At 46.9% G+C, this 24,971-nt stretch carries 25 protein-coding genes, 2 pseudogenes and 1 riboswitch; of the genes and pseudogenes, 17 read left to right on the forward strand and 10 right to left on the reverse strand.

The window, feature by feature from the left end; translation table 11 throughout:
* Nucleotides 1-54: 54 nt before the first annotated feature.
* Nucleotides 55-351: pseudogene (locus QUA54_RS19595) on the reverse strand (helix-turn-helix domain-containing protein); the annotation flags it as partial.
* 326 nt (nt 352-677) lie between these two features.
* Between QUA54_RS19595 and QUA54_RS19600 the strand changes: the two are divergent.
* The 5 genes from QUA54_RS19600 to QUA54_RS19620 all read left to right on the forward strand — a co-directional run bounded on the left by QUA54_RS19600 (nt 678) and on the right by QUA54_RS19620 (nt 3,588).
* The gene (locus QUA54_RS19600; RefSeq protein WP_333415937.1) at nt 678-1,058 is read left to right on the forward strand and encodes a hypothetical protein; all 381 of its coding nucleotides are present in this window, start codon (nt 678-680) and stop codon (nt 1,056-1,058) included.
* 78 nt (nt 1,059-1,136) lie between these two features.
* The gene (locus QUA54_RS19605; protein WP_333415938.1) at nt 1,137-1,457 is read left to right on the forward strand and encodes a POTRA domain-containing protein; all 321 of its coding nucleotides are present in this window, start codon (nt 1,137-1,139) and stop codon (nt 1,455-1,457) included.
* 82 nt (nt 1,458-1,539) lie between these two features.
* Complete coding sequence (locus QUA54_RS19610; RefSeq protein ID WP_333415939.1) at nt 1,540-1,881, forward strand: ShlB/FhaC/HecB family hemolysin secretion/activation protein; 342 nt, start codon at nt 1,540-1,542, stop codon at nt 1,879-1,881.
* A 53-nt stretch (nt 1,882-1,934) separates the two neighbouring features.
* Nucleotides 1,935-2,681, forward strand: a complete 747-nt coding sequence (locus QUA54_RS19615) for a ShlB/FhaC/HecB family hemolysin secretion/activation protein (RefSeq protein ID WP_333415940.1) — start codon at nt 1,935-1,937, stop codon at nt 2,679-2,681.
* A 577-nt stretch (nt 2,682-3,258) separates the two neighbouring features.
* Nucleotides 3,259-3,588: a hypothetical protein gene (locus tag QUA54_RS19620; protein ID WP_333415941.1), complete on the forward strand. Its 330-nt coding sequence runs from the start codon at nt 3,259-3,261 to the stop codon at nt 3,586-3,588.
* A gap of 68 nt (nt 3,589-3,656) precedes the next feature.
* On the opposite strand, the gene trmD is transcribed toward QUA54_RS19620, so the two are convergent.
* The gene (trmD, locus tag QUA54_RS19625) at nt 3,657-4,331 is read right to left on the reverse strand and encodes a tRNA (guanosine(37)-N1)-methyltransferase TrmD (protein WP_172192804.1); all 675 of its coding nucleotides are present in this window, start codon (nt 4,329-4,331) and stop codon (nt 3,657-3,659) included.
* Between the two features lie 332 nt (nt 4,332-4,663).
* Here trmD and QUA54_RS19630 point away from each other — a divergent pair, with 332 nt between their 5' ends.
* Nucleotides 4,664-5,557, forward strand: coding sequence for a cyanophycinase (locus tag QUA54_RS19630; protein ID WP_333415942.1), 894 nt, complete (start codon nt 4,664-4,666; stop codon nt 5,555-5,557).
* Between the two features lie 337 nt (nt 5,558-5,894).
* Entirely contained in the window at nt 5,895-8,615 is a 2,721-nt protein-coding gene (cphA, locus tag QUA54_RS19635; RefSeq protein WP_333415943.1) for a cyanophycin synthetase, read from the forward strand.
* A gap of 153 nt (nt 8,616-8,768) precedes the next feature.
* Here the strand turns inward: cphA and QUA54_RS19640 are convergent, their stop codons facing one another.
* From QUA54_RS19640 to QUA54_RS19655, 4 genes are all read right to left on the reverse strand, one after another.
* Nucleotides 8,769-9,314 (reverse strand): hypothetical protein, encoded by a 546-nt coding sequence (locus QUA54_RS19640; RefSeq protein WP_333415944.1) that lies wholly within the window; start codon nt 9,312-9,314, stop codon nt 8,769-8,771.
* 554 nt (nt 9,315-9,868) lie between these two features.
* Nucleotides 9,869-11,077, reverse strand: coding sequence for a precorrin-6y C5,15-methyltransferase (decarboxylating) subunit CbiE (gene cbiE, locus QUA54_RS19645; protein WP_333415945.1), 1,209 nt, complete (start codon nt 11,075-11,077; stop codon nt 9,869-9,871).
* A 20-nt stretch (nt 11,078-11,097) separates the two neighbouring features.
* Nucleotides 11,098-11,595, reverse strand: a complete 498-nt coding sequence (locus tag QUA54_RS19650) for a GNAT family N-acetyltransferase (protein WP_333415946.1) — start codon at nt 11,593-11,595, stop codon at nt 11,098-11,100.
* A gap of 167 nt (nt 11,596-11,762) precedes the next feature.
* Nucleotides 11,763-12,167 carry a hypothetical protein gene (locus tag QUA54_RS19655; protein ID WP_333415947.1) on the reverse strand — a complete coding sequence of 135 codons (405 nt, stop codon included), beginning with the start codon at nt 12,165-12,167 and terminating at the stop codon, nt 11,763-11,765.
* 204 nt (nt 12,168-12,371) lie between these two features.
* Nucleotides 12,372-12,451: riboswitch (adenosylcobalamin-variant (AdoCbl-variant) riboswitch) on the forward strand.
* Nucleotides 12,452-12,493: 42 nt separating this feature from the next.
* Between QUA54_RS19655 and cobG the strand changes: the two genes are divergently transcribed.
* The 4 genes from cobG (at nt 12,494) to psbA (ending at nt 16,736) form a co-directional block, all read left to right on the forward strand.
* Nucleotides 12,494-13,945, forward strand: coding sequence for a precorrin-3B synthase (gene cobG / locus QUA54_RS19660; protein WP_333415948.1), 1,452 nt, complete (start codon nt 12,494-12,496; stop codon nt 13,943-13,945).
* Between the two features lie 143 nt (nt 13,946-14,088).
* The gene (locus QUA54_RS19665; RefSeq protein WP_333415949.1) at nt 14,089-14,718 is read left to right on the forward strand and encodes a precorrin-8X methylmutase; all 630 of its coding nucleotides are present in this window, start codon (nt 14,089-14,091) and stop codon (nt 14,716-14,718) included.
* Entirely contained in the window at nt 14,715-15,425 is a 711-nt protein-coding gene (locus tag QUA54_RS19670; protein WP_333200701.1) for a precorrin-2 C(20)-methyltransferase, read from the forward strand. The genes QUA54_RS19665 and QUA54_RS19670 overlap by 4 nt, the downstream gene beginning before the upstream one ends.
* Before the next feature lie 228 nt (nt 15,426-15,653).
* A complete protein-coding gene (gene psbA, locus QUA54_RS19675) occupies nt 15,654-16,736 on the forward strand; it encodes a photosystem II q(b) protein (protein WP_172186093.1) in 1,083 nt (360 codons plus the stop codon).
* Between the two features lie 114 nt (nt 16,737-16,850).
* Here psbA and QUA54_RS19680 read toward each other — a convergent pair whose 3' ends face one another.
* From QUA54_RS19680 to QUA54_RS19690, 3 genes are all read right to left on the reverse strand, one after another.
* On the reverse strand, nt 16,851-17,732 hold the full coding sequence (locus QUA54_RS19680) for a hypothetical protein (RefSeq protein ID WP_333415950.1): 882 nt from the start codon (nt 17,730-17,732) through the stop codon (nt 16,851-16,853).
* A 2-nt stretch (nt 17,733-17,734) separates the two neighbouring features.
* Nucleotides 17,735-18,796, reverse strand: coding sequence for an ATP-binding protein (locus QUA54_RS19685; RefSeq protein WP_333415951.1), 1,062 nt, complete (start codon nt 18,794-18,796; stop codon nt 17,735-17,737).
* Between the two features lie 93 nt (nt 18,797-18,889).
* Entirely contained in the window at nt 18,890-19,051 is a 162-nt protein-coding gene (locus tag QUA54_RS19690; protein WP_333415952.1) for a hypothetical protein, read from the reverse strand.
* Between the two features lie 100 nt (nt 19,052-19,151).
* On the opposite strand from QUA54_RS19690, the pseudogene QUA54_RS19695 reads away from it, so the two are divergent.
* From QUA54_RS19695 to larB, 6 genes and pseudogenes are all read left to right on the forward strand, one after another.
* A pseudogene (locus QUA54_RS19695) lies at nt 19,152-19,551 on the forward strand (IS1 family transposase); the annotation flags it as partial.
* A 163-nt stretch (nt 19,552-19,714) separates the two neighbouring features.
* A complete protein-coding gene (ispF, locus tag QUA54_RS19700; protein ID WP_333415953.1) occupies nt 19,715-20,194 on the forward strand; it encodes a 2-C-methyl-D-erythritol 2,4-cyclodiphosphate synthase in 480 nt (159 codons plus the stop codon).
* 33 nt (nt 20,195-20,227) lie between these two features.
* Nucleotides 20,228-20,746, forward strand: a complete 519-nt coding sequence (locus QUA54_RS19705; RefSeq protein WP_333415954.1) for a hypothetical protein — start codon at nt 20,228-20,230, stop codon at nt 20,744-20,746.
* Between the two features lie 7 nt (nt 20,747-20,753).
* On the forward strand, nt 20,754-21,326 hold the full coding sequence (locus QUA54_RS19710; RefSeq protein ID WP_333415955.1) for a PIN domain-containing protein: 573 nt from the start codon (nt 20,754-20,756) through the stop codon (nt 21,324-21,326).
* 40 nt (nt 21,327-21,366) lie between these two features.
* Nucleotides 21,367-23,127: an ABC transporter substrate-binding protein gene (locus QUA54_RS19715; protein WP_333415956.1), complete on the forward strand. Its 1,761-nt coding sequence runs from the start codon at nt 21,367-21,369 to the stop codon at nt 23,125-23,127.
* 144 nt (nt 23,128-23,271) lie between these two features.
* Complete coding sequence (larB, locus tag QUA54_RS19720) at nt 23,272-24,078, forward strand: nickel pincer cofactor biosynthesis protein LarB (protein ID WP_333415957.1); 807 nt, start codon at nt 23,272-23,274, stop codon at nt 24,076-24,078.
* A gap of 112 nt (nt 24,079-24,190) precedes the next feature.
* On the opposite strand, the gene QUA54_RS19725 is transcribed toward larB, so the two are convergent.
* Nucleotides 24,191-24,880, reverse strand: a complete 690-nt coding sequence (locus tag QUA54_RS19725) for a hypothetical protein (protein WP_333415958.1) — start codon at nt 24,878-24,880, stop codon at nt 24,191-24,193.
* Nucleotides 24,881-24,971: the final 91 nt, after the last annotated feature.

Consider the following 24,971-nt stretch of genomic DNA (forward strand, 5'->3'; position numbering starts at 1 on the left):
GAATTTAACAGGCTTCTCAATTCACATATCATTTTCAGTCTTTTTTGTCAACTCCTAATACTGAACCGACGCCCTAGCAAATTTCGGATGACCTGCTTTTCCAGAGCGATATCGGCTAAAAGCATCTTTCAAATCAATCAAAGCATTTTGATAAACTCGGCTAGACAACTGGTTCATCCAGCCGAATTCAGGTTGTTTCTTGACGTGGTTGGTAAGAACTTTTTTAACTTCGTTGAGTATCTTTGAGTCTGTAAATTTCCCCTCGCCATACATTTGAGTCCGTAAATTCAACCCAAAGTTAAATACTACGCGCCGGAATCCTGCGTGTTTTGCCATCAAGGTCGCTTCGGCGTTATTTAATTTGAGCGCTTACTTGACGGCAAACATACTAAAACTTCCTCAAGGGCGATTAACAGTGAATAAGTTTAGCGAACTATTTGGTAATTAAGTCTTGCTCTATCAAAATTTACCTATTTCTCAGATCGCAGGTTTGATAGAATTCTCCGCCGACCTACAGCGCTAGCTTGGGGAGGTCGGAGTTTTTTTGAGGAATCGCTTACCACACAAAACAGCGGTTTTGTCAACTATCTTTATGTTTAATTAATTAATTAAGTCTTTAAAAAAAGTGATAGAGTAACTTTATTCCTTGCAATTGTGCCGGCCGCGCCCGAGCGTAAGTGCAAATAACTATAAAATATGACGAGTCTGTCATGCCCGTGCAACCTTCTAGAGGCTTTTGTAAAATCAAGTTTTTCAAGGCATTAGCACTTGGTTTTTCAATTGCAGGTATTTGTCGCGCACCGCTAGCAGCTCAAAGTGTTGGCGAGTCGATGCTTGCTGCCGACTCAGGGGTGCAAGCGCCAATTTTTAATGATAATTTACCCAATCAAGAAACAGCAGACGATCGCGATCGGCTTCGTGATTTATACTCGGGTTCTGAATTAGATAGAGACAGTAAAGATCCCGAAAACAACATCCGGGAGTTTGATGGAGCGACTGAAACTCAGGCCCCTGAAACTGTCGCTCAGTTGCCGAACCGAGGAGAAAACAGACAATAATTTCCCATTCCCAACCCGCTGCCGCGAAATCTGCCTCCCCTCCCAGAACCAGCGCCCCTGCCTCCGGCAGAACAGCTTTTGTCGCCTGCTGTTCCCGCGCCGGCACAGCCAGCAGAATTGCCCAACATTCCGGGTACGATAAAGGTCGATCGATTTCAAGTAGTTGGCAGCACCGTCTTTAGCAACGAAGAATTAGACGCTTTACTCAAAGACTTTGTAGGCCGCCCGCTCACTTTCGCCGAATTGCTGGAAGCCCGTTCTACTGCGAGCCCACTCTACATCAGCAAAGGTTATATCACATCTGGAGCGCTGATTGGACCGCCAACGCTTGCAGGCTCAGTTGTGAGGATATTAGTGCTAGAAGGCAAGCTAGAAAGTAATCAATGTAGTCGGGACTAGGCGGCTAAATCTTAACTACGTCAGAAGCTGATTAGCCGATTCAACCCGAGGCCCGTTGAACTAACACCGCATAGGGTCAGCTATGCAACTGCTGCAACTTAGCGGGCAAGTCGCAAATATCTCAGCCGAACTGCAAGCGGGTTCTCGTGCGGGTTTTAATTTGCTGTTAGTCCGAGTCAAAGAGGCAAAAACGTTCCAAGCTGAGATTTTTAGTGACAATTCTTGCTCTCCGAGTGTGGGGAGGTGGCGGCGCAAAGCTCAAGTCCGGGAAGCTAATTTGTTGGGTTTGGGAGATAGTGCGAGTTTGATTTATACAAATAGTAAAGGCAGCAACGCTATAGATTTTAGTTATACGCTGCCAGTGAATCCCCGCAACGGTACGGTAAGTTTTCAGCTAAGCCGGAGCAAAAGCAATATCGCCTGACCGCCCTTTGACGCTCTGGATATTGAGGCGTCGAGCCGCACTTATGATATGAGTTGACTTACCGGCAGCCGATCGTGCAAAATCCGAGAAGACAAATCGCCATCGGTATCGCTGCTGGCAGGCGAGAAAGCGATACATCTTTGCTGGGAGAGGATTTTCCGCTATCGCCGGGAGCGGATGATCCGGCTAGGAGTCGGGTTTTGGCGCTGAGGCTGTTTCAGGATTTTACCCAGAGGGGAGAGAAAGATGTCTTGGCGGTGCGATCGCAGTTCAGTCTGGGAGTGCGAGCATTTGGCGCTACAGTGAGCAGCAGCGGGCCTGACAGTGAATTTTTGGCGTGGCGGGGTCAATTGCAGTACGTGCGGTTGTTGACTCCTGAGACGCTGCTGGTAGTGCGATCGCAGGTGCAGTTGGCTGGGGGAGAGCTTTTGCCGATCGAACAATTTGGTTTGGGTGGCTCGGATACGGTGCGGGGCTACCGTCAGGATGCTTTGCTCGCCGATAGCGGGATTTTTGCTTCAGCCGAGTTGCGGTATCCGATTTTGCGCACCGGCGATAAACAAGGAGTTTTGCAGGTGACGCCGTTTGTGGATTTGGGCAATGTTTGGACAAATAGCGGGGCAAGGGCGACTCTGGAAGCGAATACTTTGCTGTCAGTGGGATTGGGCCTGCGGTGGCAGTACCGTGAGAGGTGGAATGCTCGCGGAGGCTGGGGAATTCCTTTGATTGGTATTAAGTCGAGCCAGAGGAGTTTACAAGAGCGCGGGCTGTATTTTTCTGTAGAATTCAAACCTTTTTAGGAAAGCAGCCGTTTTGCCCTTGGCGCAACAGATCAATTCCGCTATATAGTAATAAGTATCATTCGGCACTCATCGTTAGCTGCCACAAGTGTATTTTACTGAGAATTTTTAAATTAAACTATGTCTAAGGTGCGGTTGCTGCTTTTAAGTTCTTTTGCTTCCGGTTTTGGGCTTTGCTCAATCATTTTGGCAATATTTACGATGACTTCCCGACTGTCGTTTACGTCTTTCTTTACCTTGGTGTTAACTTTGGTATTTTTTGCAATTAATCTACTTTTTGCTTTGCATTATTATACATCCATTACAAAGCAGTTGAGTGTCAGAGGTAAAAAAAAAGCTAGAATTTAGCGGTTGTGAAGCAGAAGCGCACAAAGGCATGGAGAGTTTTTTATGGAATTTGAAGGGAAAGGAACACGGCTCTGGGTTAAGAAAACTATCTAGCTGTAAGCCATAATTATTTAATGTCTAACTATTTAGGAAGTGCGATCGGGGTTATTTCAAACCAACCCGCCAAATATTCCAGAACCGAAAAAGACTCGCTTTACTCCAGATGAATACCGGGCGATCGAGGAAACTGTTGAAGAACGTCACGAATACTGTAACGGGCAGATTATCCCTATCGCTGTTTTTAGAAGAACTAGAAAAACTAGAAAAAATGCCAGACGATCTGTTTTTACAAGGATTACAAAGACTAGAAGAACTAGAACGGCTAGGCGAGGTAATGCTAGAGCGACTGGAACTGGAACTAGAACTAGAAGAAGACGATCGCGCGCTGCTCCTTCCTCCGCTGCTTCTTGCCAAAGCTTTCCGGTTCATATTTTACCATTTACCACTACTGCTAGCCGTTATATTTACAGTAAATTCACCGCCTATCAAAAAAGCGATCGCCCCACAGCACAAAAGTTGATTGTTTAGCATAATTGAGTCGGTCAAAAATACGATGCTCAACCAAGACTATTAATAGTCAAGAGTTAACTAATCCGCTAGCAAATCCGGTCGGCGCGATCGAGTTCTTTCAATTTGCTGTTCCCTGCGCCAGCGAGCAATTTCTGCGTGATTACCAGACAACAACACGTCAGGCACCTTCAATCCGCGAAAATCCGCCGGTCGAGTGTACTGCGGATAATCCAAAAGTCCGTCTTCAAAACTCTCAAACTTCAGCGAATCTTCCTTCGCCACAGTTCCCCGCAGCAATCGCAAAACCCCATTAATCAAAGCCAAAGCCGGAATTTCGCCCCCCGTGAGCACAAAATCCCCCAAAGACACTTCGCGAGTGACCAAATGCAGCACTCGATCGTCCACACCCTCATAATGACCGCAAATCAACACCAACTGATCGCGATCGGCCGCCAACTGCCGAAACATCTCCTGCTGCATCGGTTCCCCCTGGGGAGTCAGCAAAATCACCTCCCGCCGCGGCAAAACCGGCAGCGACTCCACCGCAGCAAAAATCGGTTCCGGCTTCATCAGCATCCCCACTCCGCCCCCGTAAGGCTCGTCATCGACTCGCTGGTGCTTGTCTGTGGTAAAATTGCGGGGATTGACAAAATTCACCTCAGCAATCTTTTTAGCTAAGGCTTTGCCCATCAGTCCCGACTCCAGGGGAGCCCGGAAAAATTCTGGAAATAAGGTAACTACGTCAAATCGCACAATTATTGAAATTTATTGATACATCACCTCTAGTTTGACCCTTAGAGGGAGTTCAGTTTTCAGTAATTGCTTTATTCTTTATAATTTCTTATAATTTCTGAGAATTTTTGCAAGTTAAATTCTCTTCCTTTGTCGGCGGCCCCGTTTTGTACAACAATAATCAGTTTTTCATGACAGCGACTGCAAGTAAACTCGCCGCCAAACAACAGCGAGCGAGGTGATATCGGCGATCGCACCTCGCTGGCACAAACAAATATTTATTCTTAAAAAGCCCTATTGTAGCCACAGCCACGGCAAAATTGAATTTCACATCCAACAGAGGAAGACACACCATGCAGCAGTTGACATCTCAAGCCCTCGATCACAATATTCCCCAGCGCACAAAAACCTCGATTATGGTGATCGGGGGAGCCGAAGACAAAGTTCACGGGCGAGAGATTCTGAATACTTTTTTTTGCCGCGCTGGGGGTGCAAACGCTCGACTGGCGATCGTTCCCTGCGCTTCGCGCGATCCCGAAGGAATTAGCAACCGCTACCGCACTATATTTGACGAAATGGGCGTTAGCGCGGTCAAAGTAGTGGACATCCGCGAACGCGAACAAGCCGAAAACCCCGTCTGGAAAGATTACTTAGAAGATTGTACGGGCGTATTCATCACAGGGGGCGACCAACTGAGGCTCTGCGGACTGCTGGCGGACACCCCGCTGATGGAGAAAATTCGCAAAGAAACTCTCGAAGGCAAGATTACCCTCGCCGGTACCAGCGCGGGTGCTGCGGTGATGGGATATCACATGATTGCCGGCGGCGGGAGTGGCGCGTCACCGAACCGCTCTTTAGTAGACATGGCAAACGGACTTAACATTATTCCTGAGATCATCGTAGACCAACATTTTCACAACCGTAACCGCATGGCTCGCTTGCTGTCGGCTGTGGCTTGCCATCCCGATCGCATCGCTATTGGTATTGACGAAGACACTTGCGCCTTGTTTGAGGGAGACGATACTATGAAAATTCTCGGTAAAGGCACTGTGACTATTGTTGATTCTAGGGAAAATTTTTATACCAATGAGTCTCTGGTAGGAGCGACAGAACCCTTAAGTTTGTTCAATATGCGCTTGCACGTTCTGTGTCACGGAGATTGCTACAATATGCCCCTAGGCAAACCAATGCCATCGGCAGCCTGTTCCGAGTCTGGCTGGCCACCCGAATGCCGCACAGCCAACTAACGCAGAAAATATCTTCTCATTGATTCGGCAGACACTAGGCGGCATTCCGGCCGAATCATGGATACAACAATATAATAGATTGCGAAGCAGCCACGGCTGACGCCAGAAGGCAGAATCACAGAAAATTCTACCTTCGGGCTTCTAGTTTTTGCGTGACATTGACCTGTACTTGTTTCTAGCCGATCGCTGGGAGATGAATTTTCAATTGGGTCGCCCATAACTGGAAATTCAGTCCCAAACTGTTCGCTGCGAACAGTCGATCGAGCAATCTAGATCGAAATTGAATAAATGCTTCAATTATCTATAAGATTTCGCGCCCCATACCCCTCTAACTGTCATGAAAATACTTAAAATCCAGACCTTACGCGGCCCCAACTACTGGAGCATCCGACGCCACAAACTCGTCCTGATGCGTCTGGATTTAGAAGAGTTGGCAGATAAAACCACATCTGAAATTCCTGGCTTCTACCAAGGATTGACCGCCGCGCTGCCGAGTTTGGACGAGCATCACTGTTCTCCCGGCCATAGGGGAGGCTTCCTGCAACGTGTCAGAGAAGGCACAATGATGGGACACGTAATCGAACACGTAGCCCTAGAACTTCAGCAAATGGCAGGAATGCCTGTCGGGTTCGGTCGGACCCGCGAGACTGCGACCCCAGGCATTTACCAAGTAGTAATCGAGTATCAACACGAACAAGCAGGTCGCTATGCCGCCCGGGCGGGCGTGCGGATGTGCCAGAGCATTGCCGATACAGGCACTTATCCAGCAGCAGAATTAGTCCAAGATTTGAGAGACCTTAGAGAGTTTGCTGCGTCCGCCGCACTCGGGCCGAGCACGGAAACACTGATCAAGGAAGCAGAAGCTCGCGGCATTCCTTGGATACCTTTGAGCGCCCGGTTTATGATTCAACTCGGCTACGGGGTTCACCAAAAGCGGATTCAGGCAACTCTAAGCAACCGCACGGGAGTTTTGGGGGTAGAACTAGCCTGCGATAAGGAAGGTACTAAAAATATCCTTGGCAGCGCCGGCGTGCCGGTTCCTAGAGGAACGGTGATTAATTATTTGGACGAATTGCGCGGGGCGATCGAAGATGTCGGCGGTTATCCGATCGTCCTCAAACCCCTAGACGGCAACCACGGCCGCGGCATTACGATCGACATCAATTCCTGGGAAGCAGCAGAAGAAGCCTACGACTTAGCCAGCGCGGCATCAAAAACAAAAAGCGTGATTGTCGAGCGCTATTACGTCGGCCGCGATCACAGAGTATTGGTAGTCAACGGGCAAGTCATAGCAGTCGCAGAACGAGTCCCCGCTAACGTCGTGGGTAACGGCAGGTCTACAGTAGAACAGCTTATTGAAGAAGTAAACCGCGACCCGCAGCGGGGAGACGGACACGACAACGTGCTCACCCGGATCACGATCGACAAATTGTGCCTGGATTTGTTGCAAAAACAAGGATACGCGATGGACTCCGTAGTGCCCGCCGGCGAAAGAGTATTTTTGCGCGCGACAGCAAACTTGAGTACCGGTGGAATTGCGGTCGATCGCACCGACGAAATCCACCCGGAAAACGTCTGGCTGTTTTCCAGAGTCGCCAAAATTATCGGTTTGGACATCGCCGGCATTGACGTAGTAACTCCCGACATCTCCCAACCCCTGCGCGATGTCAACGGCGTCATCGTCGAAGTCAACGCAGCACCTGGTTTCAGAATGCACGTCGCCCCGAGTCAAGGTTTACCCCGCAACGTGGCCGGCGCCGTCTTCGATATGCTCTTCCCCTCGCCTCAACCCAGCCGGGTGCCGATTTTAGCCGTAACGGGAACCAACGGCAAAACTACAACCACTCGCCTGCTTGCCCACATTGTCAAGCAGACCGGTCAGATTACCGGCTACACGACTACCGACGGCACTTACATCGGCGATTATTTGGTAGAAACCGGAGACAATACCGGGCCGCAGAGTGCTCAATTGATTTTGTCTGACCCAACTGTAGAAGTAGCGGTGCTGGAAACGGCTAGAGGCGGAATTTTGCGATCGGGCCTCGGCTTCGATCAGTGCGATGTCGGCGTCGTATTGAATGTCGCGGCCGATCACTTGGGAATTGGCGACATCGACACGGTGGAACAGCTCGCCAAACTCAAGAGCGTCCTCGTTGAGTCGGTAATGCCCAAAGGCTATGCAGTTTTGAATGCAGACGATCGACTGGTAGCACAAATGGCGCAGCGTGTCAAGGCTCAAATTGCCTATTTTTCGATGAACCCGGACAACGAACTGGTTGCCAAACATACCGCTGCGGGCGGGCTGGCAGCGATTTACGAAAACGGGTACTTGTCGATCTTGAAAGGTGATTGGACGCTGAGAATTGAGCAAGCCGTGAACGTGCCGCTGACGATGGGCGGGCGCGCGCCGTTTATGATTGCCAATGCTTTAGCAGCTTGTTTGGCGGCTTTTGCCCAAGGATTGAAAATAGAAGACATTCGATCGGCTTTGTCAAGCTTCCAAGCATCGGTGGGTCAAACTCCCGGACGGATGAATTTGTTTAAATTGGGCAGCTATCACGCTTTGCTCGACTACGCCCACAACCCCCACAGCTACAAGGCTTTGGGCAGTTTCGTGCTGAATTGGCCGGGAATGCGGATCGGGGTTGTCGGCGCCCCCGGAGACCGGCGAGATGAAGATTTTGTCACGCTGGGCAAACTTTCGGCCGAGATGTTCGATCGTATTATTGTGAAGGAAGATGCCGATCGGCGCGGGCGAGAACCCGGTGTTGTGGCACAGTTAATTTGCCAGGGAATTGCAGAGGCGATTTCTGCAGGAACCGCAAACAAATCTCAAGTTGAATACGAGTTGATTCTCGACGAAACAACCGCTGTTAACAAGGCTTTAGATGAGGCGCCGGCCGGCAGTTTGGTCGTGATTTTACCTGAAAGTGTCAACAAAGCTTTGAGTTTAATTGAAGCCCGGAAACCGATTAAGGAATCTGTGGAAGTTCAAAATGGTTTAGATCGATCGAAGTCACAGGAAAGTTTAAAACCGACTGTGGTGAATCAAGGCTAAAGCCTGAATTTTAATTAAATTGATAGGTTGGGTTGACGAAAGGAAACCCAACCTTTTTGTTGTGAAATTGATTGAGTCTACCGACATATTCTTGGAACGCGAACATCCCGCTCGCACTGCTGTATAATTCTGTACCGATTAGCAAAATTCAGTTTATCTCGAAATTTGTGATGGAGGCTGACTTTGTGGAGATTGAACTTTTGGATCTAGCTGAGTTTGAAACCATGCACCTAAAAAAGCACCAATCACCAAGGAGATTGACCAAGATGCGAATGATACGGTTCGCCTTATGGTTTTACCCTTTTCATTTTGTATATTCAACTCTTTTCTAAGAGTTTCTTCCATCTCCATCTTAAATGCAGAGAATGCCTCTTGATTTGTTTGAGCAAGAACAGCATATCTTTCTGCTATTAGTTTTTTCTGATCGATCTCCTTTCCTAAAAAATCAAGTTGGTTAGCTTGCCTTTCAAGATCACCCTGCAAACTTGAAATTATTTTGCTAGCTTCCGTCATGTGCATCCTAGCTAAAGTTATGCGTTCTTCCGCTTCTGCCTCATTTTCCGATGTGGGAAACAGGTCAGCAAAATACTGGCCTACTACATGGTTACTAATATTTTTAATTTGGTTTTCTGTAAGTAATTTACCCGTAATGAGCTTAATAACTTCAGAACCAACGATACTAATGAGTTGATGTAACATCTGACATTAACCAAATGAATAATACTGACAGGCAATCTCGAAACTACTGTCCCCACCCCAAATTGCGGTACAAAACTCACTTTATCCGCAATCGTCAGCTTTTCAGCTCACTGAATAAATCATTCGCTTGTCGGCTCCAACGATAGTTAGATATGTAGCATCTACCGGGTTGTAGCACATAGTACAAGTGTACTGGCGCTATCAATCTAACCTGAAGTTAAGCAAATGCGAATATTTTACCACGGTAGACCAGAGATATTCAAACAGTCCGGCGCAATAACAAGTTGGGATGTTTGTCTGGTGTAAGAAGACCACTTCTGCGGCGGTAGTGAAATACTTAAGTTTGTCAATTCAATAGTTCGGACAGTTTTTTAACGGCCCTGTAAGCCGATCGCGAGGAAGCCCTGCCATTTTTAACGCATTTTTTGAAACTTAGCACTCTTACTCAAACGAAAGAAAAAATAGTCCACCATATAGCTAGTTGGGGTTTCGGACACTCGATCAAATCTACAACTGTCCTAAGTATTGTCAATTAAGCTTGACTATAATTTACTTTACCTTTTAACTACCGCCCACTGAGTCACCGGTGCAAGCGGTTTCCAACCCTGAAAAGAACCGATCGCCCCTACTCGCTGAATCCCAATTCTAATTAGTTCCCCGCCATAACGATCGTGCCATTGCAAAACTTTAAACTCGCTCTCAACAGTCACCGCATTAACAACTAATCGGCCGCCTTCACCTAAAGCATTCCAGCAAGTTTCCAGCACAGCTTCTGCGGTGACACCGCCGCCGATGAAAATGGCATCCGGTTGAGACAAATCTGTCAGGGCTTCCGGCGCTTCTCCCGCAACGATTTTGAGTTCGGGAACGCCGAAAGTAGAGGCATTTTCGGCGATGTATTGCAGCCGAGTTGGGTGGCGTTCGATCGCGATCGCCCTGCACCGAGGATGACTCCGCATCCATTCGATCGCGATCGAGCCGCAGCCAGCCCCCACATCCCAAAGCAACTCTCCCGGAATCGGTGCTAACGCTGACAGAGTAACGGCTCTAACCTCCTGCTTGGTAAGTTGTCCGTCGTGGCGATAAGCAGCATCCGGCAAACCCGCAGTTCGGGGAAAAAGTAGGGTTTCGCGATCGCAGTTGCAGCCGATCGCGATCGTGTTCAAATCAGCCAAATCCGCTCCCTTCCAGGCTGCTGCTACCCCCTCGATCTGCCGTTCCGAGTTCCCTCCCATCCGCTCGAACACGGTCATCAAACTGCTGCCAAACCCCCGCTGTGTCAACAATTGGGCCACCTTTCCCGGCGTGTGTCGATCTGCGCTTAAAACCAGCAATCGCGCCCCCGGCGACAAAGCAAGGGCGATCGATGCGATCGGGCGATTTGTCAAACTGAAAGTCTCAACATCCGCCAAAGCCCAGCCCAGACGGGCGCAAGCAAGACTAAAAGCCGATGCAGCGGGAATTACAGTCATTTCCGAAATAGGAATCTGGCGCGACAGCGTGACGCCTATACCGTGACACATCGGATCGCCGCTGGCTAGCACGCACACAGGCTGTCCCCGGCGGCGGATGATTTCATCGACTGTTGCTTGTATCGGCGAAGCCCAGACCAATTGTTCGCGGGTGTCGTCCGTTGGTAGCATTGCTAGGTGACGGGCACCGCCGACAACGACTTGAGATCGATCGAGTAGGGAACGGGCGATCGCACTCAATCCCGAAAGTCCGTCTTCGCCAATCCCCACCACCGAAAGCCATTTGTGCATTGAATCCTTACTGCTAATTACTACTTATCGATTCTAAAGAATAATATCGGATTTCCATTCATAATTCTTTCTTCTACTTGCCTCATTCCAAGTCTTTCTGCGACTTTAAGCGACTCAATGTTTGGGCGATCGCAGCTTGCGACAATATAGTCCAAGCCAAGTTCATTAAAACCATACTCCAATATTTTGGTTGATGCTTCAGTAGCATATCCTTTTTTAAGTGCTTTCGGCAGCAGTGCGTAAAGCAACTGCGGCTGTGCTTCTTCAAAAAAATACCACAAACCAACAAATCCAATAGTTTCTAGATCGTTCTTTGTCTCGATAAACCACAAACCGAATTTCTTTTCTTCAAAAAGCTTTTTGTTCTCGGCCAGCATTTCTTCCACTTGTTGCAGCGACAATATTTCGCCGTCACATAGATATCTCCTCACATAAAAATTAGTCAATATTCCGTGGAGCGTGTTGAGGTCGCTCTCTACAATCGGTTTCAACACCAATCTCTGAGTTTCAAGTATCATGCGAATTATTTTTCTCAGGTTCAATAACGATCGCACCTATCAATATTAGTCCAGGACGCACAGGTAGTCATAAACCGGTTTTTTTTACAATACTTGGTTATCGCGCGCAGATAAGGCAAAAAACCCGGTTTCTGCAGGTTTTGCGTAACTCTAATTAACAAACAGCGCTAAACCACCGTAATCACTCGATAGTTGTAACTTTCCTTGACTACCAAACCATCTTTCCAATAGCCGATCGAAATTTGGTTGCTTTTGGAATCAATGATTTGACCTTCAACTTTAACGGTGTAATCATTGTACCAATTGGAAATTACTACAAAATCATAATTTTTATCGGCTGAAACAGCGATGTCTTGACTAATTAATTTTGATTCTCGAAACTCAACTAACATTTCTTGAAAAAAGATTTCTCTTCCTTGGCGGCAGTTTTCTTTGCCGCTAGTAATCGTACCATCTCCTTCAATCATCACAGTGTCATCCGAGTAGTATTTTTCCAAAGCTACTGATGTTTGGAATGTCTCAACAAGGTGATTGATATCTGCGAGTTTGATTTGCAATTCTTCAATTGTCATAAATAACGCGATCGCAGGTTTTATAGCCGAAGTTAGAAGTCGCGCACTCTTAGAGTGATTTTGACTTCGATTATAGATTATAAAAAATTGTTTAGGGATCAGCAAGACAATAAAACGAATTTCCCCCCTAACAGGCGAGCTCGCCCGGAGATTTGTTAAGAAACTCGATCGATCTGGCTGATGCCGATCGACTTGTGATAGATTTCTTAAACCTGAAAGCGGGAAAGTCCGGTGCAATTCCGGCGCTGTGCCGCAACTGTCAAAGTCAGAATGCCGATTTCAGGAGTTTACTTTAGATTCCCTGCGTCGCACGGGGAGGAGTTTCTTTGTTAGCTTTGAGTGAATTGCCGACTTGTCCTGGTTTATTTTACGGTTCCCGCGCCCGAGACGGAATATTATCGAGAATGCGGATTCCGGGGGGAATTTTAAACGCGCAGCAGTGTCGGACGATCGCGGATTTGGTCGATCGATACAGTACCGGTTGTTTGCAAGTAACGAATCGGGCGAATTTGCAAATTCGAGACTTGAATTCGCCAGTTTCTGATGAACTTTGGCAAGATTTGCTGGAATTGGGATTGGCATCTAGCCGCGTTGAAGTTGACCCGATTCGCAATATTATGGCAAGTCCGACAGCAGGGATCGATCGACAGCAACTACTCGATACTCGCCCGCTAGTAAAAGCTTGGGATGATTACCTGCAAACGCATCCCGAATTGTCGGAACTTTCGCCTAAGTTCAGTATTGGCTTTGACGGGGGGGAATCGGTTTCGATTCGCGATTTACGCAACGATATTTTATTAGCTGCTGAAGGGCGATCGGCAAAATCAGAAATCGTTTTTCGGCTGCATTTAAACGGCGAGACAGGAATTTTAATCCAAGAATCGCAATGTATTTCAGTATTAGCCGCCCTCGCTAGCACCTATCTTGAATACACAAAAAATCGGTCTCGAATTGATGGCAAAAAACCGCGTTTGCGTCACCTGCTGGCAGATTGGGGCGCTGAAATTTATTTAGAAAGGGTAGAGAGGAATTTACCGTTTGTAGTGCAGCGAAGATCGATCGCCTCATCTGAAAAATCCATCCCCAATCACCGACATCTCGGCATTTATCCTCAGCAACAGTCCGGTTTCTCCTACATGGGAATTGCACTGCCCCTAGGTAGGCTAGAATCAAAACAACTGCGGAATTTGGCAAATTTAGCCCAAAATCTAGCCAGCGGTACCCTGAGACTTACGCCGTGGCAAAATCTGTTGATTTCTGACATCCCCAACTCCCAGCTTTTTGAGGTAAAACAGCAAGTTGCCGATTTGGGATTGCACTCATCGGCGACTCGCCTAGATTCGTGCTTGGTGGCTTGTGCCGGCAGCAGCGGCTGTGCGTCGGCGGCGACAGATACTCAAAGTCACGCCTTAGCAATGGCGAGGGATTTAGCGCAAAAATTGACGATCGACCTGCCGATTAACATTCATTTCAGCGGTTGCGAAAAGTCCTGCGCCCAGCACCGGCCAATTGATATCACGCTGGTAGGAATTCAGATTGAGCGAGGACACGAGGCGATCGAAGGTTACAAGATTTATGCGGGTAGAAAAGATTTGCCCTTCGGGCGACCAATTTTTCCGGCGGTTAGTGCCGCCGAGATGCCCGGTGCGATCGAGCGAATGTTGCAGGTATATCAGCGGTTTCGAGAGCCTTTGGAGTCATTTGGTGAGTTTGTCGATCGGCAGGCGATCGACCAATTGCAGGAGTTTTTGAACACCGAAAATGGGAATTTAAAGTGAAAAAAGATTCCATTAAAACTGACAAGTTTTAATCATTTCTATTCTATATCTCTCGATCTTTCTTCGCGTCCTTTCCATCTTCGCGGTTAATTCAAAAAATCTATTTCACAAATCCAACAAACTTCCTATAGCAGTTTTAAACAATGATTGACTACATTCGAGATGGAACAGAAATCTACACCAAATCCTTTGCCACAATTCGAGCCGAAACAGATTTGTCAACCTTGCCGCCCGATTTAGAATCGGTAGCGGTGCGACTAATTCACAGTTGCGGCATGACCGATATTGTTGCAGATTTAGCAGCTTCCCCCGGGGCCGCAACCTGCGGACGCCAGGCCCTTTCTGCAGGTGCGCCCATCCTGTGCGATGCCCGGATGGTGGCCGAAGGCATCACTCGCAAACGCCTTCCCGCTGACAATGCGGTGATTTGCACCCTCTGGCATTCCGAAATCCCGGAGTTGGCGCGGCAAATGGGAAATACTCGATCGGCCGCGGCCCTTGATTTATGGCTGGACAACTTGCAGGGTGCGGTTGTGGCAATTGGCAATGCCCCGACTGCTTTGTTCCGACTGCTGGAAATGCTGGATGCCGGAGCACCCAAACCGGCTTTAATTCTGGGTTTCCCGGTAGGATTTGTGGGGGCTGCTGAATCCAAAGCCGAACTGGCCGCCAACAGTCGGGGAGTGCCATTTATTACGTTGCACGGGCGACGCGGTGGCAGTGCAATGGCAACGGCGGCCGTGAATTCGTTAGCGAAAAAGGATGAATTATGACTGAGGCTACTGGTAAATTGTACGGTTTGGGTATTGGGCCTGGCGATCCTGAGTTGATTACTTTGAAAGCTTATCGGATTTTGCAATCGGTGCCGGTGATTGCCTATCCGGCGATGGAAAATGGTAAGGTGCTGGCGCGGGCGATCGTCGCAGATTATCTGCGCCCGGAGCAAATTGAGATTCCGATGCCGCTGCCTTTTAGTCCGACGCGATCGTCTCAACCTTATTACGATATTGCTGCGGAGAAAATTGCGGCACACCTCAGCGAGGGACGGGATGTGGCGGTATTGTGTGAGGGCGAACCTTTTCTCTACGGCTCGTTTATGTATCTATTCAACCGTTTGTCGGCGACTTTTACGACTGAAGTTGTGCCGGGAATTTCTTCGACAATGGCGAGTGCGGCTGCGTTGGGAGTGCCGCTGACTTATCGTAACGATGTGTTAAGTATTATGCCTGCGACGCTGGATGCTGAGGTTTTGCGCGATCGGCTGGCGGTTGTTGATGCTGCGGTGATTATTAAGCTGGGCCGGCATTTTGCGAAAGTCCGGGACGTGCTGATTGAGTTGGGACAGTTCGATCGAGCACTGTATATAGAACGCGCAACTATGCCGAATCAGCGAATTCGGGCGATCGTAGATGTCGATCCCGCTGAAGTTCCCTATTGGGCTCTGATTATGATACCCAGTCAGCAAAAGTCTGTATCTTAATATTTCCATGCCTGAAGGCGACGCGCTTCCAGGCTTTCCCTACTTTTTTGTGCATTCTTGCCCATTTATCCAGCTTTCCTCATATTGATAACTTAACCTTATAACTTGTATCAGTTAATCTGTTGTTAAAATACTTTACAAACCTTAGAATATGCTTTATATTTATTTACATGGCGGAACACAAACCCGTCACGAACATTGACAAATCAATAAAGCAATCATAAACAAATGACAACAACCTTACAGCAGCGCGAAAGCGCCAACCTGTGGGATCAGTTTTGCAACTGGGTCACCAGCACCGAAAACCGCATTTATGTAGGTTGGTTCGGCGTCTTGATGATTCCCACCTTGCTGAGCGCCACCATCTGCTACATCATCGCCTTCATCGCTGCCCCTCCCGTGGACATCGACGGCATCCGCGAACCAGTAGCAGGTTCCTTGATGTACGGCAACAACATCATCACAGGTGCAGTTGTTCCTTCATCCAACGCCATCGGCTTGCACTTCTACCCAATCTGGGAAGCAGCTTCCCTCGATGAGTGGTTGTACAACGGCGGCCCTTACCAATTGGTAGTATTTCACTTCCTGATCGGCATTTTCTGCTACATGGGTCGTGAATGGGAACTGTCCTACCGCTTAGGTATGCGTCCTTGGATCTGCGTAGCTTACTCTGCACCAGTTGCAGCAGCCACCGCAGTATTCTTGATCTACCCCATCGGACAAGGCTCCTTCTCAGACGGTATGCCCTTGGGTATCTCTGGCACCTTCAACTTCATGATCGTGTTCCAAGCCGAGCACAACATCCTGATGCACCCCTTCCACATGCTGGGAGTAGCCGGTGTCTTCGGTGGTAGCTTGTTCTCAGCCATGCACGGTTCTTTAGTTACCTCTTCCTTGGTTCGCGAAACAACCGAAACCGAATCTTTGAACTACGGTTACAAATTCGGTCAAGAAGAAGAAACCTACAACATCGTCGCAGCCCACGGCTACTTCGGTCGTTTGATTTTCCAATACGCTTCCTTCAACAACAGCCGTTCCTTGCACTTCTTGTTAGGTGCATGGCCAGTAGTCGGCATCTGGTTTACCGCTTTGGGTATCTCCACGATGGCTTTCAACTTGAACGGTTTCAACTTCAACCAATCGATTATCGACTCTCAAGGTCGTGTCATCAACACTTGGGCTGATGTGATCAACCGCGCTAACTTGGGTATGGAAGTCATGCACGAGCGCAACGCTCACAACTTCCCTCTCGACTTGGCTGCTGGTGAGACAACTCCCGTAGCAATGGTTGCTCCTTCTATCAACGGCTAAGTTTTAGCTTTTGATTAACAAAAAGCGCTCCTAGTAATAGGGGCGCTTTTTGTTTGGGGAAAAATATTTTTATCGACATCCTTTTTCCTTCTTCCTTCTTTCTTCTTCCTTCTGCTATAGCTGCTCTATTTTTGTCCTTAATTCGATAAGATCAGGATGGTGATTAATGTCAAGCTTCCGAATTGCCCAATCGAAAAATGAATTTAGAGAAATGTATTTAGAGTCTTGTCTCTGTATTTCTTTTTGAATATCCTTGCCATTAAACCAGATTAAGTATTGCTTCTCTGTCCAAAATTCTTCTTGGTTAAACCGTTGTTGATAGGAAACAAGGTTATCTTCAAATTTTTCCGGTGTAACTGATTCAACTGCCAGTCTAAATTGATTAACTAATTCTAACGCTTGATTTTTGCAGTCTTGCAAAATTAATGACTCAGGTAGTTTACCTTTCTCCGTCCATGTAGTTTTGAGTTGTTGTCGTGCTGTACTCATGTTCACCAAGTCACCCAATGCCCATCTTACAGCTTGGTAATCTTGCAGGTTCCTGGCGCTAGTTTCAATCGATTCTGAAATGCGATCGACTTCTGGTGAATTTTGATGTCCCCACTTAGAAGCTGGATTTCCCTGCTTTTCATTGTACTTTTCTGTCCAATAGGTGTCAATCAAATCAGCCTCTAAGAGGTAATTTTCAACACAAGTGCGATAACTTAAATCAAAGGGTTTATTACCCGATCTATTATCTAGTTGGAGTAATCCGCAGTTAGGAGTTGGCTGAACATCGAAATCCCGATCTCGAAAAACGATGTATTTCTGATTAACCGCTGTCTTCCCTGAAAAGTAGCCCTCGGCAAAGGTTGAGAATCCAAACTTACTACCCGCAGGGACAATTGTGCATCTATCACCTGGTAGGCTATCGACTACTCTAGTAAGCAATCTATAGTCTAAGCTGCTTGGTTTCCCTTCACAAAAAATAATTTTTCCACTGCTAACAACACTCATAGTTACACCTCCACACGAACAATGTGTGCTTCGGGTACTAGCTGCTCTATGTAATCAGAATGAGTTGTAATGATAAATTGATTATTTTTGCCTAACTTAGGCAAAGCTCTCAACAATGCTTGTTGCAGTGGTGGATGTAAGTGCAACTCAATTTCATCAATCAAGATCACCGAATTATGAATATTCCAATTAGCAAAATCCATCAGCATCGGAAATATAGCGCGTTCGCCCCCAGACATCTCAGAAATCTCATACAGGTTCCTGTTATCGTATAGATAAAACCAGGGTTCGCTCAGAATGTCATCGATCCCTTCTCGTGGAAAAGGCCCCTCAAAGCTACGTTCTGGAAAAACAGCTTTATAAGCTTGCTCAATTTCAGCATATATGTCCTTCTGTCCAGGGCGGAATTGCTGAATTCTTCCCCTGTCAACATCCTGATGAAACTGCCGCAACTTTGAAAGGCGATCGCGTAGCATATCATAGGTAATTTCAACTTTTCCATCCGGATTTTCAGGAGTTAAGCTGGTTGAATTTCTCTGCTCTGTGTACCAAAAAATCGTACCAACTCGCTCAAAGACCTGAAAGCCTTCCGTTCGACGGAGTTGTTTAGCATATTCCCGTCCTTTAAATTGAAACAATTCATTCGCAGTGTTTGCTTGAACACTCTCACCTTGCCATCTAAGATCCACAATATGTTTTTCAGCAGGAGGAACTGGTAAATTGCGACCTATATGTTGCAATTTTTGTTGGAACTCACGAACCGCCTGGATCTCTGGAGACGAAAATTGTACTTGTAGAGTAACCTCTGGTTCAAACTTGGCCCAATTACTCCCCAGCAATTCATAGTTAAATCCTGCCCATTCTAAGTCAGGAAGTTTCTGCAACCTCCCTGTTGCCACTCCCAGTGTTGCGGCTATTGCCTGTAAAATACTTGTTTTTCCCGCCCCATTCATCCCTATTAAAACTATAATGTCTCGTGCCAATCCAGTTTCTGGATCGGTAAAGTCGAATTTTTTATTTTTAAATTTCTTAAAATACTTTAAATTGATAGATTGAATTTTCATAATAACACTCCTGTTTGAATATTTTACTACCTACATTTTTTTTTCAAGCCTTGTTCATTATCGCACTCAGCCAAATTCATGTCCAAAATTTACCTAGCCATTTAGATATATTACATCGCACTTTCCTGAAAAAGCCAGTTTCTGAAAAAACTCGGCAATCGCGAGAGTAAAGCCGGGGACGATTTCTTCGCCATCTAGGGAATAAGTAGATTTGAGGAGGCGATCGGGTTCTTGGGACGATCGATAAACTAACACATACAGGACTTACGCAAGCACACTATATGTAGCGTGCCAAAAAAGGGATCTCGCTTTTCAAACTTTTGAAATATTGTCCGTCCAGACACAATTCTCTCTTGTCGTAGAACTAGATGAATTAGAAACATTTATTGGCTCAAAAAAAACTTGCGTCTGGTTGTGGATAGCAGTAGACCACTTCAAAGCAGATATTTTAGCCGGGGCTGTAGGAGACCATGATGCCCAAACATTTAAACATTGATGGGATGTTGAAAAATAAAAATGCTATTTTTATGTCACAAATTGCCTGAAAGTTTATACAATGTTTATTCCAGATGGTCACTCAATCATCGGTAAAACTTATATGACTTCAGTTGAAGGTGAAAATACAAGACTCAGAGACGATCTGGAGCTATTGAAGAGAAAATATCTTTGTTATTCTCAATACGAATAAATTCTCAAAGATTCAATTCGTTTACTAATTCACGCTCCTAAAATTCGAGGAGGTTCCCATTCCATAATCAAGAATTATTTAGATACTCTGATTTGAACGCTCTTCGACCTGCCTCCGTCAGCGGTGAGAGCAAAATCACACCTCAGTTCACCAACGCCAAAATTTACTTATCTCCAGACTGAATGTAAAATAATTGTCTAGTGTCGGCTTTTCCCCAACCTTAAATTCACATGAACATCCGCATCGGCAACGGCTACGACATTCACTGCTTAGTTCCAGAACGCCCCCTCATCCTCGGCGGCGTGAACATTCCCCACGAATTAGGCTTATTAGGACACAGCGACGCCGACGTACTTACCCACGCTATCATGGATGCGATGCTCGGAGCTCTCAGCTTAGGAGATATCGGCCTGTATTTTCCTCCAACTGACCCGAAATGGAAAGGGGCTGATAGTCTCGTATTGCTGGCACAAGTCAATCAGTTAATATTAGATAAAGGCTGGGAAATCGGCAATATTGATTCCGTGGTGGTGGCGGAACGTCCAAAGCTGAAACCGCATATTGAGCAAATGCGCGATCGGCTTTCTACTGTCCTACAATTAAAACCAGACCAAATCGGCATCAAAGCTACTACAAACGAAAAGTTAGGGCCGGTGGGGAGAGAAGAAGGTATTGCAGCCTATGCTGTAGTTTTGTTAGTGCTAAAATAGAACTTTAATCTACGTTTTAGGAAGAGCAAAACCATGCAAACTGAAACCTTGGATTTAGAGTTACCCATAGACGCGGATATTATCGCGTTGGATAAGGACGATCGCATAGTCGCGCTAATCGAGGTCAAAATTAATCAAGCTAAAGAAAAGGCAGCAAAGCAGAGGATTACCGATCGCGCCCTCGAACAAATAAAACATTTGCTCTCAAAACTATCAGAAAAAAAGGTGGTAATTCCTTATGCTATGATTGTCAATCTCGAAAATATCATCGTTTTTAAATGGGACGGCACTGTTTTGTCTGAAGCTGTTTTATCGTTAAAAACGGCTGACATCCTCCACTATTATGACTCAAAATTAGGCGAACAGCGGATATTTGAGCCATACCTAACTAGGCTGATTGAAGCATGGTTGCGTGACTTAGCTTATAATTGGAAGTCTGAGATTCCACCAGCATCGGAACAGATAGCAGCAATCGGTTTGCTGCCGTTGCTAGCAGGTGGAACAACACAGTCAGGGGTAGAAATTGGTGCCGCTTTTATATATAGAAACTAACTTTTTGATGAGTATTGCTACAGGGCGCGATCCTGATGCCAATAACTTGTTACTGAGTGTACCAACATCAGTCCGCATTGCCATACCTGCTATTTGCTGCATGGAAGCTCTCTCGGCTTTAGAAGACGATATCAAGCGCCGCAACCGTTTTGCAGATGAACAGAAAAAACAAATTAGCCAGCTAAAGCGCGATCTTACTTCGCCTTATGCTAAGTCTCTTTTATTCCATGTAGAAGAGTCTTTGAATGAAAATGAAGGATTGCTCAATAATATTAAAGTACGTCTTTTTGAGGCTCTTGAATTATTGGCTGACAATGTGGAGATGATGGAACTAACAGCAGATACACTGCGAGAAAGCTTGAATACAATTTTTATTGAAGAAGACCCGACAGACAATTTGATTCTCCACTGCATCTTGAATCACGCACGCTTACACACTCATGAAGTCAAGGTGTTTTTGAGCAATAATACAAAAGAATTTAGTGTACCAGAAGTTCAAGATGCTTTGCTAGAAGCCGGGATAACCAAGTATTTTTCGCGCACTGAAGACTTTCTCGGTTGGTTACAATCTCAGTCATAGTTGCACGCAGGTGGTAAACTAAAAAATTATGAAAATTTCTATGATGCTACATTCAAAACTGCGCTGGCTGGCGATTGTACTGGCGGCAATTGCCACTATAACTCTGTCTGCGTGCACTCCAGCCCGATCGAACTTAGTAAACAGACTCATCGTTCCCACCCCCAGCGGCCCGGCCACCTTTAACTACCCCCTAAATCAATCTGCATACAGCGTTTTTGGCTATATGTACGAGGGATTGATCAACGAAAACGGCTTGACATCGAACCTAGAACCCGGTTTAGCCGAGTCCTGGGAGGTTTCTAAAGATGGCAAAAAGATTGTCTTCACCCTGCGAGAGGGTTTGAAATGGTCGGACGGGGAACCGATGACTACTGATGACATTATCTTCAGCTATGAAAAAGTTTATTTCAATGACAAAATTCCTAGCGGTTTGAAAGATACTCTGAGGGTGGGCATGAGTCGCCAATTCCCAAAAGTCAAAAAAATTGACAGCCGCCGCGTTGAATTTTCCGTTGCCGAACCCTTTGCTCCTTTTATTAGATATGCTGGGGGAATCCCTATTTTACCAGCTCATATTTTACAGGAATCTGTAGAGAATACAGATGCAGATGGCAAACCTAAATTCCTGACTACTTGGGACACGGATACTGATCCTCAAAAAATTGTCGGCAACGGTCAATATCGAATGCTGAGCTATACTCCTAATCAGCGCGTTGTTTTGGAACGAAATCCGTATTTTTGGCGCAAAGATGCTGAGGGAAACCTTCAGCCTTACATCCAGCAAATAGTTTGGCAAATTATCGAAAATACTGACAATCAACTGCTGAATTTTCGCTCTGGCGATTTGGATACTCTGGACGTGCAGCCGGAAGTGTTTCCGCTGCTGAAACGGGAGGAAAAACGCGGCAAATATACGGTCTTCAACGGTGGTCCGGATACTGGCAGCGTGTTTATGTGTTTCAATCTGAATAAGGGGCGCAATGCTCAAAATCAGCCGTTTGTAGACCCGGTTAAGTCTCGGTGGTTCGCGACTAAGGAATTTCGGCAGGCGATCGCCTACGGGATCAACCGATCCGCCATGACTAACAATATCTATCGCGGACTTGGGGCACCGCTGCATTCCCCAATTCCGGCGCAAAGTCCATTCTACCTTTCCCCAGAACAGGGATTGAAAACTTACAGTTACGATCTGCAAAAAGCCAAAGAGTTGCTGTTAAGTGCTGGTTTCAAATATAATAATGAGGGTCAATTATTGGATGCGGAGGGCAATAAAGTCCGATTTACTTTGTTGATGGCTGCGGGTAAAAAAGTTCGGGAACAAATGGGAACGCAAATTAAGCAAGATTTAGGCAAACTGGGGATGCAAGTTGATACACAGTTCCTGAGTTTTAACACTTATGTGGAAAAGCTGCGGTTGACGCGGAATTGGGATACTTACCTCGGCGCTTTTACGGGAGGTACTGAACCGCACAGCGGCTACAATATTTGGTCGGTCAATGGGACTTTGCACAGTTTCAACCAGGGGCCGCAAGCCGGAGAACCGCCGATTAAAGGTTGGGAAGTGTACGACTGGGAGCAGAAAATCGATGACCTTTATGTGAAGGCTTCCCAGGAGCTTGATGAGGCGAAGCGCAAGGAACTTTATGGGGAGACCCAGCGGATTATAGCTGAACAAGTGCCTTTTGTTTATATGGTGAATCCGCTGACTTTTGAGGCGGTGCGCGATCGCATTTCGGGAATTCGCTACAGTGCCCTCGGCGGTGCTTTCTGGAATTTGTACGAGCTGAAAATAACAGAATAGTTATTAGTCAGCACTCAGCACTCAGCATTTATTAGTCTGTAGGAGCGGGTTTTACCAGGGTATGTGCGATCGACCGATCCGATAAATAAACCCGCCCGGAGCAATCTATAGCAGTCAGCAGTCAAATTCATCAGTCATTAATTAATGGAACCTGAAATTTTACAGAAGTTACTCGAATCTGTGGCCGCCGGCGATGTGAGCCCGATCGCAGCTTTAGATAAATTAAAGTATTTTGACTTTGAACAAGTGGGGGATTTTGCAAAAATTGATCACCACCGTACTTTAAGAACGGGTTTTCCTGAAGTAATCTGGGGCCCAGGGAAAACGCCAGACCAAATTGTTGAGATTATCGAGGCGATGCGCGGGCGAAATTCTGCGGTGATGGCGACGCGAATTGAACCGGAAGTTTTCGAGCAATTGCAGCAAAAAATACCCGATTTGTGCTACTACCAAAAGGCTCGAATTTGTGCAATTTCTGCTGCTAATTTCCCAACTCCGCAGCATCCGGGTACTGTGACTATTATCAGTGCGGGAACGGCGGATTTATCTGTAGCGGAAGAGGCAGCAGTTACTGCGGAACTTTGCGGTTTTCAGGTGCGACGTTTGTGGGATGTCGGAGTTGCCGGCATTCACCGCTTGCTGAGCAATCGGCACGTAATTGCTGATGCTGATGTGTTGATTGCGGTTGCGGGTATGGAAGGTGCTTTGGCGAGTGTGGTTGCGGGTTTGGCAGATTGTCCGGTGATTGCCGTGCCGACGAGTGTGGGTTACGGCGCGAGTTTTGGCGGGATTGCTCCTCTTTTAACTATGCTCAATTCTTGTGCGGCTGGTGTGGGTGTGGTGAATATTGATAACGGGTTTGGGGCGGCAATTTTAGCTTGTCAAATTCTGAGAACTGCTGGCAGAGTGGGGAGAATGAAAGAAGGGGAGAATGGAACAGAGGGGGAATAGTGAGAAACCCCCTCGATTAGACTCGGCGGTTGAAACCGCGTCTACAAAAACTGTCGTCCCAGCAGACAGGGACTAAACAATATAGGAGGTATTATTAAAGCCGGATTTGATATTACTTGCTGCCCAACCAAATCGGATAAGCAGAAGAATCCTCAGCTTTCAACTTTTGCGCCTGATAGCTCTTGCTAGTCCAAGTAGCCACTGTTTGCAGGCTTTCTGTCAAAGAACTTTCGCTGCCAAACGCTTCAAATCCCAAAGTCCACCACGCGCTGCCGTTAATGTTCAACTGAGTAAGTTCCACGGTGCAACCTTGGGGAATTGGGGCTTCCACAGGCACAGACATCACGGAACCAGGGGCCGAAACTTGGTAAAGACGCTGCGCTCGCTTTTTCCTGACTCCCACCCACTTTCCTGTCGCCATAATATCCGCCGGTACCGGGGCCATCGTGTCAGCACATACCCACTTCAGCCACTTCTCGGCTTTGCCTTCCCAGCGGTTGCCGAACTGCATCGCCCCCAACTCTGCCTGCCGCCACTTTACCTCTAATGTTTTCCCGCGCAGCTTCACTCCCAAGTAGTCGCAGCCAGGGACTAGCAAATATATGTCTTCCCGCTCTTCGGGAGGTGAAAGATACCCGCCGAGACTGTCGCTTCCAAACCATTGAGCGATCGATTTTGGCAGCGCACCGCTATAAAACCACCGCATTTCCAGACTGGCCCGCATAAATTTTTCCTCCGTTCCACAATTTTCGTCAAACCCAGACTGGATTTGCCACACACCATCGACTTTTGCGCCTCTCAACTCTATCCTCCCCCCTCCGGGACCCAGAGTCTACTGTCCACAGTCATACCCTTTTAAATTTTAGATTTTAGATTTTAGATTTGGGAAAGAC

It is taken from the genome of Microcoleus sp. MOSTC5, from assembly GCF_036701825.1.
GTDB lineage: Bacteria > Cyanobacteriota > Cyanobacteriia > Cyanobacteriales > Microcoleaceae > Microcoleus > Microcoleus asticus.